The sequence below is a fragment of the Spirosoma sp. KCTC 42546 genome, from assembly GCF_006965485.1.
Taxonomy (GTDB): Bacteria; Bacteroidota; Bacteroidia; order Cytophagales; family Spirosomataceae; genus Spirosoma.
This window is the reverse complement of sequence record NZ_CP041360.1, coordinates 1,020,708-1,034,726: the sequence shown is the minus strand read 5'-3', so window position 1 is coordinate 1,034,726 and position 14,019 is coordinate 1,020,708. Positions and strand designations below refer to the sequence as shown.

The following is a 14,019-nucleotide window of genomic DNA, read 5'->3' as shown; positions in this document are numbered from 1 at the left end:
TCAATCCTTGGCCTGATGATAGACATTAACATCAGGCCAAGGATTGATGGCCGTATATTACTGACTCACCCGCCCCACCTCACGAACATTAGCTCCGGTACGTTTCTGGATGTCATCACCCAGATCGGTACGGGCTTCTTCGGCAATCTGTTCCAGTTTGGCAACAATCTCCGGGTGTTGCTCCCGAACATCGTACCGCTCACCCGGATCACGACGCAGGTCATACAGAGCTACCGGAAACTCGTGCGTTTCCGTGCTTGGCCCAGGCTTTCCATTCTGGCCGGGAAGGAACCCTTCATAGGTGCGGCCGGGGTGGGCAAAGACCAGTTTCCAATCGCCCTGCCGGACGGCTTCGAGGCTGTTTTTCCGGTAGTAATAGTAAAATTTATCGCGAGGGGTTGACGTGTTATCGCCCTTAAGTAAGGCAGTCCAATCGACGCCGTCAATGCGTTGTTTAGGCAAACGGGCACCGCAGAGTTTGGCCACTGTTGGTAAAATATCAAGGGTCGACAGCAACTTGTTACTCACTCGCCCGGCAGGCACCACACCCGGCCAGCGAACCAGGCAGGGCACCCGTTGCCCGCCTTCAAACGAGGTGCCCTTGCCTTCCCGAAATCCGCCCGATGAGCCAGCATGATCGCCATAGTTGAGCCAGGGTCCATTGTCGCTGGTGAAAATAACGAGGGTATTTTTATCCAGCCCCTGCTGTTTTAATTCAGTTAAAATCTGCCCGACCGACCAATCCAGTTCCGTTAGTACATCACCGAAAATACCCCGTGCGCTTTTGCCTTTAAACCTGGCCGAAGCGGCCAGTGGTACATGTGGTAGTGGGTGCGGTACGTACAGGAAGAAGGGCTTTTTCTTATGGTTCCGAATAAACGAAACAGCCTTCTCCGTAACGGTGCCGGTAATTTTAGAAGCATCCTCTAAATCTTTGATTTCCGGACCAGGTTCATTCCCATCGATCCAGCGCAGAGGTGGGTATTTTGCCTGTGCCTGAGCGGGATGCAACGGCCACATATCGTGCGAATAAGGTACGCCATAATATTCATCGAAGCCCTGCTGCATTGGCAGAAATTTCTTGTTATCGCCTAAATGCCATTTACCAAACATGCCCGTTGCATAGCCGCGTTCTTTTAGTAGCTCGGCCAGCGTTTCTTCATTTGGATTCAGGCCAACAGATGAATTGGGTCCTAATGCACCCGAAATACCCAGTCGATTTGGGTAGCAACCCGTGAGCAGAGCCGCTCGCGAGGCACTACACACGGCCTGAGCCGCCATAAAATTCGTGAAGCGTGTACCCTCAGCCGCCATACGATCCAGATTGGGCGTTGTATAATCCAGCGCACCCGTTACAGACAAATCGCCGTAGCCCATGTCATCCATAAAAAACAGGACGACGTTGGGCGGGGGCACTGGCGCGGGTTTCTCAACCCAGGCTGAGATGAGCAGGCCGACGCCAATTAAGGTAAAGGCACTCAATACGAGACGAGATAAACGTTTAGGAATAAAGGTCATAAAAGCGATTTTAAAAGATACTGTCCTGTTTATTTTTGGGTATTCAAGGGTCTTTGTCCTTACCATAGCCGTCAGATTAAGCTCGTTGAGTGGTGATGGTGTGATGTCAGTTTCTTAAAACTGACAAGCGAGGTTTCTTAAAACCGAGTGTAGTGACCATCCTAACCTGACACGATAGGTTTTGAGAAACCTTTGTGTCAGTTTTAAGAAACTGACATCACGACAAAAATCATATCTGTATCTTACCAATCATAACAATCAGCTGGTCCGCCGGTGCGGGGCCATGATCAATTCGTACCCACAACAGCTGTTTTTGGTGTAACAATTTCCCATTCGTTTACATGTGTAGGCCTATGTTCACGGGCAACGATGGCATTCACTTGTTGAATCAGATCGGGGTGCTGGGCGGCCAGATTGGTACGTTCACTAACGTCTCCACCCAAGTCATACAGCTCCCAGGGACCCGTACGATTTTTTCGCACATTGGTTTTCACCGCTTTCCAATTGCCCATCCTTACAGCTAACTGGCCGCCTTTTTCGGGATATTCCCAATAGAGAAAGGGATGTTGTTTTTGGGCTGTCGACTGGCCTAATAAGGTTGGTAAAAACGAAATCCCATCAGTAGTAAATGGCTGTTTATAGCCAACCAGTTCGGCCAGAGTTGCCAGCAGATCATATTGAACCGATACATGGTCTGTGACTTGGCCTGCCTTTATTTTACCCGGCCAGCGGGCGAGCATCGGCTCTCTGATGCCGCCTTCGTACACGTCCATTTTCAGACCTCGCAAACCACCCACACTATTGAAATAAGCCGCTTCTACCCCACCATTGAACGTTGCTCCATTATCGCTCGAAAACATAACGATTGTGTTGTCGTCAATTTTCAAGTCTTTCAGCAACTGCATCAACTGCCCGATCTGTTTATCCATGTAGGTAATCATGCCCGCATACGTAGCACGCGGATAAGGCGTTGACGCGTATCCCTGTCCACCGAGATAGGGTCTGTCGTCAAATTTGCCAATATATTCCTTTACTGCTACCTCGGGTGCCTGCAACGATACGTGCGGCACCGTGAATGGCAGGTATAGAAAAAAAGGCGCATTCTTGTTTTGCCGAACAAAAGCCTGGGCTTTCTGCGCCATCTTATCAATCGCATAATCTTTACCCCGATAATAGGCAAATGCTTCTGGTGTGGCTGTTTCGGGGGTGAGCTTGCGATGTACGTCGATGAACGGGTTGTTCAGGCGGTCGGGTTTACCGTTTTCCCAGAGATGCGTCGGGTAGAAGTTATGGGCTTGCTTCTGATCCAGATAACCGTAGAAATAATCGAAACCCTGCTCATTCGGATTGCCGGTGGTATTGGCCATACCCATTCCCCATTTACCAATGCAGGCCGTTTTGTAGCCCGACTGCTGGAGCATCCGCCCAAGGGTAAACGCGCCAGGATACAGCGGCATCTGCCCACCCTCCAGCGAATCGGCAAAACCACCCATTTCGTAGTTTCCCCGAATGTAGGAATGACCACTGTGCTTGCCGGTCAGGAGCATACAGCGGGCGGGCGCACAAACCGGCATGCTCGTGTAGTGTTGCGTAAACCGGATACCCTCACGCGCAAGCTGATCCAGATTAGGTGTCCGAATTTTCTGCTGGCCATAACAACCCAATTCTGCATACCCCATATCATCGGCATAAATGTAGATGATGTTGGGTGATACGGCACTCCGGTTGGCTGAAGCTGCCTGATGGGGGGTAAAAGAAGAAAATAACCATCCGACCACAATCAGAATTACTACGCTGAGTACAATTAAACCTGACTTCATTACGGTAAGTAAGTTGTTTTTGTCATTGAACAAATACCCAACCATCAACCCCTTACCAGCCCGGATTCTGTGAAAGCGTTGGCGTCAGGTTGCGTTCCCGTTGCGGAATGGGCCAGAGGTAATGACGGCTTTTATCGAAGGTCCGATTAATACCAACAACCTGAACCGTGGCTAGAGCACCCGTAGCGTCTTTATAAGTAATCCCATAAATAGGCCCCGGCACAACGGTTTCCGCTGTTTTCCACCGACGAATGTCGAAGAGATGCTGCCCTTCAAAGGCTAACTCAACAGTCCGCTCCCGACGAACGATGGCCCGCAAATCGGCTTGCGTAGCTGTGCTGCTAATAGACGGCTGCTTCACATCCGTTCGTCCATTCCGAACCGTGTTGATGGCCGTTAGAACACTGGCATCCAGTTGGTTCAATTCAATCTTCGCTTCGGCATAGGTCAGCAGAATTTCGGCATAGCGCAGTAAGATGATATTGATCCCATTGTTAGCTGGGTTGGCGTAGTCATCAGCATTAATGTATTTCTTGATATTGAAGCCTGTCGTGGAAGCAATGTACGTATTTCCAACGGCATCAGCCGTACCACTGGTTGGCTCAGGCCGGAAGATGATGCCACTCGGTAAAACATCGCCTGTCAGGAAAACAGAAAACTTAAGCCGGGGATCACGATTGGCATAGGGAGAAGCCGGATCATAGCCACTGCCAGTATCCGTAATGAGTTTACCCGCCGTTGTTTCGTACATATCCACCAGCGCCTTCGTGGGCACAATCGTACTGTTCGCACTTTTCTGGCTGTAAGGTCCGAGGTAATTAAAGACATTAACGGGGTAGGTATCTTTGATAAACTGCCGATCCAGCAGTACTTCCTTGTTGTTTTCGGCTGCGTATGAAAATAGCTTTTCGTAACTGTCGTTCAGTCCGTAAATACCCAGTTTCATGACCTGATCGGCAGCTTCGGCGGCTTGCTGATAGCGACCGGCCAGCAAATTGGCCCGTGCCCGTAAACCTAGAACAGCGCCTTTGGTAACGCGGCCTTTGTCAGCAGCGGCATAGGTGGTTGGTAAGAGCGCAGAAGCATCCGTGAGTTCTTTATCGACAAAATCCCAGACCTGCGCAATTGGTGTGCGAGATAAAGCCCGGCTTTCATCCAGTGAAATAGCGGTGGTTACCAGCGGCACATCGCCAAAGAGACTCGCCAGTTTAATGTACTGATATGCCCGAAGGGCCCGCGCTTCGCCTTTAAACTGATTGATCAGCGTGGTGTTGGTCGACGTAACCTTATCGACATTCTGCAAAAAGTAATTGCAGGCCCGAATACCCTTGTAGGCCTTGGCCCATTCGCCATAAATCTTCGAACTGGTGGCATCATACTGACCCAGTTCAACATACGCCTGCACATCAAACGGCTGGTTGGTATGAGCAATGTCTGTCATGGCATCCCAGGTGATGATGTTGGTACTATCCAGATCGGTGTAGAGCGAATTAGCAGCTAACCGGGCGTCATTTTCTGTTTTCCAGAAAAGGTTTTCGGCTAATCGGTCGTTAGGTACCGTATCCAATAACTCCCGGTCGCAGGAGGTGAGGGTCAGGCCTGTAGCCACAGCCAGGAAGGCAAGCCCTGCGATATATCTAGTTGATTTCATGATCGTTCAGTTGGAGAGGGTGAGATTAGAAGTTCAGGTTTAGCCCAAGCGTGTACAGCGATGTTTGCGGATAATACACAGCCCGACCCGAGCCAACTTCTGGGTCCAGATTCCACTCGTTCAGTTTCGAAATGGTAAAAATGTTCGTAGCCGACACATAGGCCCGAATCCGGTTCAGCCGTATTTTATTGGCCAGTGCCACTGGGAGTGAGTAAGCCAGTTGGATGTTCTTCAGGCGGACATACGAACCATCAATAATGAGCCGGTCCGACGTAGCCACGTTCCGCAGATCAAACTTTAAGGGGCGCGGGAAACGAGCATCCGGATGCTCCGGCGTCCAGTAGTTATTGGTATAGATCGAATGGGTAAATCCTTCCTGGTTTCCCATCTCGGCCAGGGCTCCTGCCAGGCGGGTGTCTACCTTGGCCGCTCCCTGGAACAATAGGTTCAGTTCGAAATTCCGGTACGAGAAGTTCGAGGTCAGACCGAAGGTGAATTTGGGGAATGAATTACCAATATTCGTCATATCGTTGGCGTCGATTTTCCCGTCGCCATTCGAATCGATATACTTAACATCGCCGGGTTTGGTGTTAGCCGCATAGGTCGCTTTGTAGTTGGTAATCTGCTCCTGCGTCTGGAAAAGACCATCTGTCTTGTAGCCCCACAAGGTGTTGATGGGCAAACCTACCGCAATGATGTACCGAGGATCAATATCCGAACCCAGAATGTATGGGCCCGTTCCTTTCAAATCCACTACCTTATTTTCGTTTATGCTGAAGTTACCGCCCAAATTATACTGAAAACCGGAGGCACTTTTAGCCCCCCGATAGTTCAGGCTAAACTCCCAGCCTTTATTCTCAACCGAACCCGCATTTTGTGGAGGAGCGATCAGACCAAGTGTGGCCGGGATGTCCAGATTCAGCAGAATATCATTGGTCAGTTTCCGGTAGTAATCAACCGTTAGGTTCATACGCCCGCGAAAAAAGGAAGCATCCAGCCCCAAATCCAATTGGGTTGTCGACTCCCACCCCAGATCGGTATTGGCCAGCGTTGTTTGGCGATAACCCTGCACCGCAGCACCGTTGAAGTCGTACCCACTCGCTGCCAGTGAGGCATAATAACTGTACAGGTTTACGGACTGGTTACCGGTTATTCCCCACGAACCCCGCACCTTCAGGTCATTTACTGTTTTTTGAAGGCCCTGCCAGAAGTTTTCTTTCGAGATGCGCCAGCCAGCCGAGAACGATGGGAAGAAGCTATACTGTTTCTGGCCGGTGAACTTGGAGGAACCGTCATAGCGACCATTTACCTCCACCAGATACTTGCCGTCATAATCGTAGTTTACCCGCGCAAAATAAGACCGTAAGCCATACACCGCATCGCTGCCTGAATTGCTCTTGGTACCATCATTAGCCCCCTGACTGATTGACTGGATGTCGTTGTTATAAAACCGCTCGCGATAGGCACTCAAAAACGTTTGGGTATTACCAATCTGCGAATAGCCTAACAGGCCCTTGAAATTGTGACTGTTCAGGCTCTTCTGATAGGTAAGCAAGCTGATAAGGGTGTATTCCCGAAGCGAATTCCGCACCTCAGTCAGCGTATTGTTCGCTACTGTTTTGGTGATATTCGTATTCTTATCGACGTTGACATACGAATTGGCATAGTTTTTTTCCTGCGTAAAATAGCCTCTACCAGCCAGTTGCGTAGAGAATGTCAGTCCTTCGGCAATATCCCATTCACCCTTGACCGAACCGACCAGATAATCGGCGAATCGTTTCGAATCTCCCCCGATTTCGGCGTACATCAACGGGTTGTTTCCCTGTGTGCTTAGGCCATAGGTACCATCGGCATATTTCGGAACCGCCCAGAGTGAGCCGTGCAGCAGGAAATTAATAGGATCGATGGTAGGTGCCTGCGAATAGTTGTAGCGGTAATCGACATCGGCACTGACCCGCAGTTTGGGAGAAATTGTATAGTCGGAGTTCAGCCGAATTTCCCCAATCTTACTGGCGTAATGCGTAATAATACCACCCTGATCCTGATAGCGCAGGCTCAACCGGGTCCGTATCGCTTCGCTGCCACCCGCTACAGATAAGGTATGATTTTGCTGGGGAGCGGCCTGAAGTACGGTTTGAAACCAGGTGTTTGGCAGCGGGTATTTCTCCCGGTCGGTGGCGGTAACGTATGCCTGGATCGACTGCTCGGTGAAACGGGCTGGCAATGTCGAACCTGCGTTGGTATAGGCCACAACCTGCATCCGCATGTAGTCTTCGATGCCCATCATGTGGGGGGTATTAATCGATTGCTGACTGGCGTAATAGCCATTATAATCAACAACTACCTTGCTGCCCTTGGCCCGTTTGGTAGTTACCAGCACAACGCCATTGGTGGCTCTTGATCCATAAATGGCCGTTGATGAGGCATCTTTCAGAATAGAAATCGTCTCGATATCGTCCGGATTAATATCGGCCAACCGCTGCTCGATACCATCGACAATCACCAGCGCATCATTCTTAGTCATATCGTAGCCGCCGGAGCCATTGTTGGTACCAGCCGTGTTGCCAATCCCATTGATGTTAAACGTTGTAATACCCCGAACCCGAATGGCGGTATTGGACCGACCCGGCGAGCCACCCTGATCTAATACGGTAACCCCCGGCAGCTGCCCCTGTAAGGCCTGCGAAATATTGGACACTGGTCGGCGGGCCACTTCTTCTGCGCCAATTTGCGACACGGAGTTGGTAAGGCTATTTCGTTTCTGAGTGCCATAGCCCACCACAACCACTTCGTCAAGCTGCTTATTATCAGACGCCAAGGCTACATCAATCCGACTCCGGCTACCAACGGGCACTTCCTGAGTGGCAAACCCAATACCCGAAAAAACCAGGATGGCGTTAGCGGGTGCGTCGATTGTAAACTTACCATTGGCATCGGTGCTGGTACCTTTGGTTGTGTTCTTGATGACCACGTTAATACCGGGTAGAGTTTCGCCGGTTTGGCTCTTTACAGTACCCGTAATCGGGTCTGCTACTGCCTGCGTTGCTGTTTTCGTGACAGCCAGAAGCGCTACGGCTGGTAGCTTTTCCGTCGATTCGTTTTGGGCATCGGTTTCCTGATTGAGCGTTGGCCCCGAAATCTGGCCATCCTTAAACGCAATTTTCTTCGCTTTTCGGTCGCTCAGGATCAGGTACGAATTACTGTTTACTTTTTTGTAGCGTAAACCCAGCGGGCGTAACAGAGTCTCCAGATTTTTGTCGAGGGTCGATTTGGTGTTAACACTTTCCGGAGTTACCGAAAGTCCATCTACTGTTCGTAACTCGAACATAATGTTTACCCCGTACTGACTTTTCAGGTCATTGAGTACGTCCTTGAGCTGCCGACTGGCTACCTGATCGGAGGCTGTTCGCTTTTGCTGAACATTGCTGGCCAGTACAACCGATTGCGACCAGCCGGGCTGAAACCCAACAAGCAACAAGAGCAATAGAATACCCGCATGAGAGGCTTCTCGTAAATGATTTGTCATAAGAGTGAGGGAATTAATTATTGGTTATCCATTTCTGGACATGATTGGGTTATTCGTTGGAATTCATTGAGGTTGACCGTGAGCGACCCGCATTCCAGAATCTGGCTGGGCATTTGGAGCGTGTTCAGAGCGTATCAAAATCTGAGAAAATGCAAGTACTATTGTTAATTGATGGGCAAAGGTTGATAGGCAAACTTTCTTTTCCAAGAAAAACTTAAAAATTTGACTATCAACCATTTACCTAATAGTCTATCGAGAAATACGGTTATTCTAGGGTAGTCTGGATCAACTCAGTAGGCATTCCCGTGAGTTTGAATAGGTTACGCATGGCTGATTATTTATCCATGATCTGAACGCGATTTCCCTGCCGGACCACATTGATATCTAACAGTTCGGAGATGGATTGCAGGAGTTGATCCACGTTGTCCGCCTGAAACGAACCCATCAGGACGCGCTCGGCCAGGTCTCGATTTTTAATGTCGACCTGCAACCCGTAATTTTCCTGGAGCATATACGCGACTTCTTCCAACGTTGTTTCCTCAAATACAAACCGATTCTGCTCTCCGGCGGGGTGCAATTGCGACTGCTTCAGGGTTTTCAGGGCAATGTGATTCTCAGGGTCAAGCGTTACCAGATCGCCGGGTTTCATGGTCACCTGTTTCGCAATCTTGTTTTCCTGATACTGAAGCTGAACTTTCCCTTTGTTCAATACCACCCGGGCTCCCCGTTTTCGGGCAAAAACCGTAAACTCTGTCCCCAATACAACCACTTCGAAATTCTTTGCCGTTTTTACCACAAACTTCTGATCATCAGGTGTATGAGTTACCGAAAAATCGGCCTCACCCGCCAGCACGACCTCGCGGGTGGTACTGCCAAACCCCCAACGTGGCACCTGTAAACTGGAATTGGCGTTCAACCGTACCCGGCTTCCATCGACCAGTTTTATGGATTGGGTTTCGCCAAAGGTCGTCGTGTAGGTTTGATAGCGAAGCTGGTGGCGAAATACCAAACCTGCCACGCTGGCCACTAGCACTACAGAGGCTGCGACCAGCCAAAAAGGTCGGTTCCAGGGCCTGGATACAGCTAACACGGCTGGCACATCGGCTGACCAGCCAGCTTCAGTATGTGGATTATCGGTTAAAAAAGCGGTGTATGCCTGAGCTGCCGTTTCTGTTTGCGTCCGATACTGAGGGTTGCGGGTTTCCCATTCTTCAAGCCATTCATAATATTGCTCTTCATTGGCTTTCTCCCGAAGCCAGTTCGCAATCCGTTCGCGCTGGAGTGGAGATATGTTCCGGGCGAAGTGGCTAAATATCAATTCTTTCGTGATTTCCGAATCCATGGTGTGTCTTGCTTATTGATGAGACAGCTTTGGTCAAAAAGGGAGCAAACGGCAGGCGAGTAGCAGCGCCAGCAGCCAATGGTCTTTCAATCCCTTTCTAACCGTACTCAGTGCTTTACCAATGTGAACCTCAACGGTTTTGATGGACAAACCCAGCTCAGTAGCGATGTCCTGGTATTTTTTTCCTTCAAAGCGGCTGAGCAGGAATACTTTCCGGCATTGGGGCGGTAGCGATTCAACCATTGCTTCCACCCGATGCAGCACTTCCTCAAACTGAATGATCTGATCGGGTCGCTGACCGAATGCGCTTTCCTGAACGTTGGCCGTTTCCAGATCGTCCAGTTGCTGAAACTCCAGGCGGAGGTAGTTGTACGCTTCGTTGCGAACGCTGCGGAACAAATAGTAGCGATACGATGAGGTGACACTTTCGTAGGCTTTCGTTTTCCAGAATTTGCAGAAAACGTCGCTTACCAGGTCTTCGGCGGTTTCTTTGGAATACACATAGCGAACTGCATGACTGCATAAAGCCTGATGATACCGCCGGAAAAGCAGTTCACAGCCTTTCTGTGGACTCTCATTGAACGTCCGCCGAATGAATAGCTCCGAATCGTTGCCAACCGTTTTTTCGTCCATTGATTCAACGGCTTCCCCAAGCACAGGCTGGGCTACAGAATTTGCCGAAAAAGGCTGGCTAAAGGGATCAATCAGTTGACGTACTTGCATAGCCTATTGGTAAACGAGTTCATCTCGTTAGAATCAATCATCTACTAGCTAAGACAACTTTTCGAAAAAATCCCCTTAGTTGGTTTTAACTTTTTCTGGAATAAAGTCAAAACCAGTAATTTATCGCTCAACAATTTCGCACATAAATCTGTCAGGTTAGGCCCGTTAGAAGCATGTATAAAGACTAAATCCTATCCGAGAACTAGTCATTGATCAATTAAATTAATACCTTAGGTCTAAAAGAACAACAACGTTTTCAGCAGATGAAACCAACAGTCGATCAGGTTCTTCAGGAGTTTGATGAACTATCTCTGGAAGATCAGCAACGAGTGTATGTTACACTCAAAGAACGAAAAGGTAATGTACCTGTGGTTGAAACAAATGACCCTGAAGCCTTTAAACGAAGAACCGAAGAACTGTTAGGTGTACCACTTAGGGACAGAAGTTATGCTGATAAAGAGCCCCAACGTGGAGGCAGTCAGAAAATAGTCTGGAAAAATATACTTATTAGTTTTTCACCCAATGACTATCTTTCAAGCTATGAGGAGATATGGCGGCTAGAATCAATTTTAGGTTCAGACATAGTGAGAGATCAACTGAGTAAGTCTCACGTTCTGAATGCCGAATTCATAGAAAATCTTTTTACCCAGGCTCCCTATGAATTCTATATCGATCAGGCAGAACGGTATTTATTTTCCAACTACGCGAAATTGCCTGAATCAAAAGGCGGCCCATTAAAGCCTTTGACTGCCCTTGAAACACTTCAGCGTTATGGTTTAAAACGAATGGAGGAATCTAAGGAAAAACAATATATTCGTTTATAATGGCCTTACTGAGTGACGAGTGGATTCAGCAGTTAGGGCCACCGGTTCTACCTTTTGCGCGTACGCAGTTTAAACGAAAAATAGAACAGGGTGAAGACATTATTTTTACAGATGCCATTCACCTGGTCACTACTAAAAGTAGCCTTAATCCATTAACAGTTGTGGTTGCCGATATACTTGAGAACCACCCCTTTCAGGGTAAATATCTGTGGATTATTGACGAAAAGGGACTGAAAATAATCCCTGAATCAACTCCTAATCCATATGCTGACCGGCAGATAGTTTGCCATACGAATATTACGGGTGGTGCTCCAGCTCTACAAGGCGGTGAATTATGGTTTGGTGATGACGACCAAGTCTATATAAACTACAAATCGGGTCGCTACGGAGCTGGTATAGGCGAGGAAGCCGATCCGCACAAAGTAGCCGTGATGGCCTATTTTAGATTCCTGGGTTTTAGCCCGGTGGAGTTAGATAATGGATTTTAGTAGTCTACTTTTCTGCGATTGGCTTTCGTATCGCCTTTCTGTTTCTTCTGGGTAATCCGCTCTTCAATAGAAGCTTTAGAGGGCTTTGTGGCTTTTCGGGGTTTCGGTATAGCAAAGGCTTTTTCGATGAGCCGGTAAAATTTCTTCGTCACCTTTTCTTTGTTGGCCAGTTGTGTCCGTTCGGTCTGATGCGTCAGTACCAGTTCGCCTTCGGTCGTTAGTTTATTGGCTAATTTTTCTTCCAGAATAGCCCGTTCGTCATCGGTGAGTACCGTAGAGTTGCGCACATCGAAGCGCAGTTCGGCCTTTGTTGCTACTTTATTCACATTCTGTCCACCGGCCCCTCCACTACGGGCAAACTGGTATTGTAATTCGGGTTGTAAACGGGTGGCATCCATACTTGATCAACTTTCTTTTGTCTGGAAAAACCTGGCTATCCTACAAACAATCAGGGCAGGAGTCGGTTTTTTGTCAAAACTAACAGATTCAATGGTAAGGCTCACTACAGCCAAACGCCCGACACCTACTCAACAGACTAAATCATGATATCAAGAGATCAAACCCAGATTTCACTCGTCAATCAAACGGTGAATACCTTCGATGGGGCTATTGATGAAACAACGGCAACGGATGGCCTGTCGCTCATTGACAAATGGCTCAATAGGCTGGATGAAGCAGGCGATGAAGCCACCGACGATATTGCCGAAACCCTTGAACGGCTACGCCCAGAACTAGACACGTCTCTTCGCTACAACCGGACTGATAATCAGGAAATAGCCTCTCTCCTACAAGAGTTGATCGAGCAAACCCGGAACGTAGCCGATACAGTTGAGGCCAGTGCTGAACAAACTGAGCTTTCGCAATTGATTGCTGTACTCGAAAATTTGCACCGCCAGGCGGTCAGCCGTATTGATTAACAACAAAAATCACAGATAACTATGACACAGGACAAGCCATTAGACAGCGACCCAACAGTCGATATGGACGACACAACGGGCAGCAACGGAGGCCCGACCAACGATCGCTTTTCGGGCGAAGCCGATACGGCCAGCGAGGAACAGGGCGACGATTACACGCATTCATCAACGGCAGACAAACCCCGAAGCGATACAGCGCGGGTCGATGGGCCGGGTATTTCGGGCGGCACTGGCGATGCAGATTCCAGTCAATCGGGCGGGCGGTCGCAATACTAACGAACCCTTAAAAGGCAATCTGTGCTGGCGAGTTGATGGATTTCCATCGGCTACTCTCCCGGCACAGGTTGCCTTTTTGTTTATCGGCAAACCCGAACATCGGGCAAACAAACCATTCCCGACTGTGTTATTTCAAGAACAGCAAACAAGCTGGCTGATAAATTTAGCGACAATGGGATCAAATAATCTGGAAGAACAGGCGCTCACCAATACACTCAGTGCGTTTCGCCATCATGGACATATAGTCGAGATTTCGCCTGAACAGGGTATTAAGTTGCTCGATAGCTGGCTTCAGGCGTTACAGGGCGACCCTAATATCGACCAGATTAAAGGCCAGCTTGGCGAACTCCGCTCGGCTTTGCAGGCCACTCCACCCGACGATCAGTATATCCGAGACCTGCTGCTGAGCCTGGCCGATAAAACCCAGGCGGTAGCCGAGGACGCCAATTCGGAAGGCACCTGGACGGGTGGGTTAGAGAGTTTATCAAAAATTCTACGCGATTTCGGCAGTAAATAATAACGTAGCGCTGAGTTTGCCGTCTAACAGACCACAAAACAAAACGACAATTCACTACATAAAACCATGGAAGGAACCGGAACCACACTTGAGCACCGGATGCTCAACGATACATTGGGCGCACTCGGCGATGGACGCCAAACTACACTCTCGGCCGAACAGGGCATTTTGCTACTCGAAGGCTGGTTAAATGCCCTACCGGGCGATGTGGGTGCCGAACGCATTCTGGCAGAAGTAACTGCCTTGCGCGATCACCTCAAAACAGGCCAGCCTGATGGCGAAAAAATTAGACACTGGCTGCTTAGTATGGCCAGTCATACCCTGACGCTCTCGCATGAACCATCGGTTGACCCAACAACAGAAAGTCAGCTTAAGCAGTTATCAACGGCGCTGCGGAATTTCACTAACCAGATATGA

At 49.0% G+C, this 14,019-nt stretch carries 13 protein-coding genes; 6 read left to right on the top strand and 7 right to left on the bottom strand.

Translation table 11 applies throughout. The features are described from left to right. Positions 1–57 precede the first annotated feature (57 nt). The 6 genes from EXU85_RS04360 to EXU85_RS04335 form a co-directional block, all read right to left on the bottom strand. Positions 58–1,518: a sulfatase gene (locus tag EXU85_RS04360; protein ID WP_142770895.1), complete on the bottom strand. Its 1,461-nt coding sequence runs from the start codon at positions 1,516–1,518 to the stop codon at positions 58–60. Positions 1,519–1,805: 287 nt separating this feature from the next. Continuing rightward, a complete protein-coding gene (locus tag EXU85_RS04355; RefSeq protein ID WP_142770894.1) occupies positions 1,806–3,338 on the bottom strand; it encodes an arylsulfatase in 1,533 nt (510 codons plus the stop codon). Between the two features lie 52 nt (positions 3,339–3,390). After that, positions 3,391–4,989, bottom strand: coding sequence for a RagB/SusD family nutrient uptake outer membrane protein (locus EXU85_RS04350; RefSeq protein WP_142770893.1), 1,599 nt, complete (start codon positions 4,987–4,989; stop codon positions 3,391–3,393). Between the two features lie 25 nt (positions 4,990–5,014). After that, complete coding sequence (locus EXU85_RS04345; RefSeq protein ID WP_142770892.1) at positions 5,015–8,515, bottom strand: TonB-dependent receptor; 3,501 nt, start codon at positions 8,513–8,515, stop codon at positions 5,015–5,017. Positions 8,516–8,849: 334 nt separating this feature from the next. Then, the gene (locus EXU85_RS04340) at positions 8,850–9,857 is read right to left on the bottom strand and encodes a FecR family protein (RefSeq protein ID WP_142770891.1); all 1,008 of its coding nucleotides are present in this window, start codon (positions 9,855–9,857) and stop codon (positions 8,850–8,852) included. A gap of 33 nt (positions 9,858–9,890) precedes the next feature. After that, on the bottom strand, positions 9,891–10,580 hold the full coding sequence (locus tag EXU85_RS04335; RefSeq protein ID WP_246859426.1) for an RNA polymerase sigma-70 factor: 690 nt from the start codon (positions 10,578–10,580) through the stop codon (positions 9,891–9,893). A 263-nt stretch (positions 10,581–10,843) separates the two neighbouring features. Between EXU85_RS04335 and EXU85_RS04330 the strand changes: the two genes are divergently transcribed. Together EXU85_RS04330 and EXU85_RS04325 are read left to right on the top strand one after the other, a co-directional pair. After that, a complete protein-coding gene (locus EXU85_RS04330) occupies positions 10,844–11,404 on the top strand; it encodes a hypothetical protein (RefSeq protein ID WP_142770890.1) in 561 nt (186 codons plus the stop codon). Continuing rightward, positions 11,404–11,892: a hypothetical protein gene (locus EXU85_RS04325; RefSeq protein ID WP_142770889.1), complete on the top strand. Its 489-nt coding sequence runs from the start codon at positions 11,404–11,406 to the stop codon at positions 11,890–11,892. The genes EXU85_RS04330 and EXU85_RS04325 overlap by 1 nt, the downstream gene beginning before the upstream one ends. Here the strand turns inward: EXU85_RS04325 and arfB are convergent. Continuing rightward, positions 11,889–12,290 (bottom strand): alternative ribosome rescue aminoacyl-tRNA hydrolase ArfB, encoded by a 402-nt coding sequence (gene arfB, locus EXU85_RS04320; RefSeq protein ID WP_142770888.1) that lies wholly within the window; start codon positions 12,288–12,290, stop codon positions 11,889–11,891. The genes EXU85_RS04325 and arfB overlap by 4 nt on opposite strands. Positions 12,291–12,434: 144 nt before the next feature. On the opposite strand from arfB, the gene EXU85_RS04315 reads away from it, so the two are divergent. The 4 genes from EXU85_RS04315 (at position 12,435) to EXU85_RS04300 (ending at position 14,019) form a co-directional block, all read left to right on the top strand. Next, complete coding sequence (locus EXU85_RS04315; protein WP_142770887.1) at positions 12,435–12,809, top strand: hypothetical protein; 375 nt, start codon at positions 12,435–12,437, stop codon at positions 12,807–12,809. 21 nt (positions 12,810–12,830) lie between these two features. Then, on the top strand, positions 12,831–13,085 hold the full coding sequence (locus EXU85_RS04310; protein WP_142770886.1) for a hypothetical protein: 255 nt from the start codon (positions 12,831–12,833) through the stop codon (positions 13,083–13,085). Then, positions 13,015–13,602 carry a hypothetical protein gene (locus EXU85_RS35735; protein ID WP_246859425.1) on the top strand — a complete coding sequence of 196 codons (588 nt, stop codon included), beginning with the start codon at positions 13,015–13,017 and terminating at the stop codon, positions 13,600–13,602. Before EXU85_RS04310 ends, EXU85_RS35735 begins: the two co-directional genes overlap by 71 nt. Before the next feature lie 66 nt (positions 13,603–13,668). Next, positions 13,669–14,019, top strand: coding sequence for a hypothetical protein (locus tag EXU85_RS04300; RefSeq protein ID WP_142770885.1), 351 nt, complete (start codon positions 13,669–13,671; stop codon positions 14,017–14,019).

Coding starts and splice junctions, on each gene's coding strand:
- EXU85_RS04360 (WP_142770895.1), bottom strand. CDS start 1,518: ATGACCTTTATTCCTAAACGTTTATCTCGTCTCGTATTGAGTGCCTTT.
- EXU85_RS04315 (WP_142770887.1), top strand. CDS start 12,435: ATGATATCAAGAGATCAAACCCAGATTTCACTCGTCAATCAAACGGTG.
- EXU85_RS35735 (WP_246859425.1), top strand. CDS start 13,015: ATGGGCCGGGTATTTCGGGCGGCACTGGCGATGCAGATTCCAGTCAAT.
- EXU85_RS04325 (WP_142770889.1), top strand. CDS start 11,404: ATGGCCTTACTGAGTGACGAGTGGATTCAGCAGTTAGGGCCACCGGTT.
- EXU85_RS04345 (WP_142770892.1), bottom strand. CDS start 8,515: ATGACAAATCATTTACGAGAAGCCTCTCATGCGGGTATTCTATTGCTC.
- EXU85_RS04310 (WP_142770886.1), top strand. CDS start 12,831: ATGACACAGGACAAGCCATTAGACAGCGACCCAACAGTCGATATGGAC.
- EXU85_RS04350 (WP_142770893.1), bottom strand. CDS start 4,989: ATGAAATCAACTAGATATATCGCAGGGCTTGCCTTCCTGGCTGTGGCT.
- arfB (WP_142770888.1), bottom strand. CDS start 12,290: ATGGATGCCACCCGTTTACAACCCGAATTACAATACCAGTTTGCCCGT.
- EXU85_RS04355 (WP_142770894.1), bottom strand. CDS start 3,338: ATGAAGTCAGGTTTAATTGTACTCAGCGTAGTAATTCTGATTGTGGTC.
- EXU85_RS04330 (WP_142770890.1), top strand. CDS start 10,844: ATGAAACCAACAGTCGATCAGGTTCTTCAGGAGTTTGATGAACTATCT.
- EXU85_RS04335 (WP_246859426.1), bottom strand. CDS start 10,580: ATGCAAGTACGTCAACTGATTGATCCCTTTAGCCAGCCTTTTTCGGCA.
- EXU85_RS04340 (WP_142770891.1), bottom strand. CDS start 9,857: ATGGATTCGGAAATCACGAAAGAATTGATATTTAGCCACTTCGCCCGG.
- EXU85_RS04300 (WP_142770885.1), top strand. CDS start 13,669: ATGGAAGGAACCGGAACCACACTTGAGCACCGGATGCTCAACGATACA.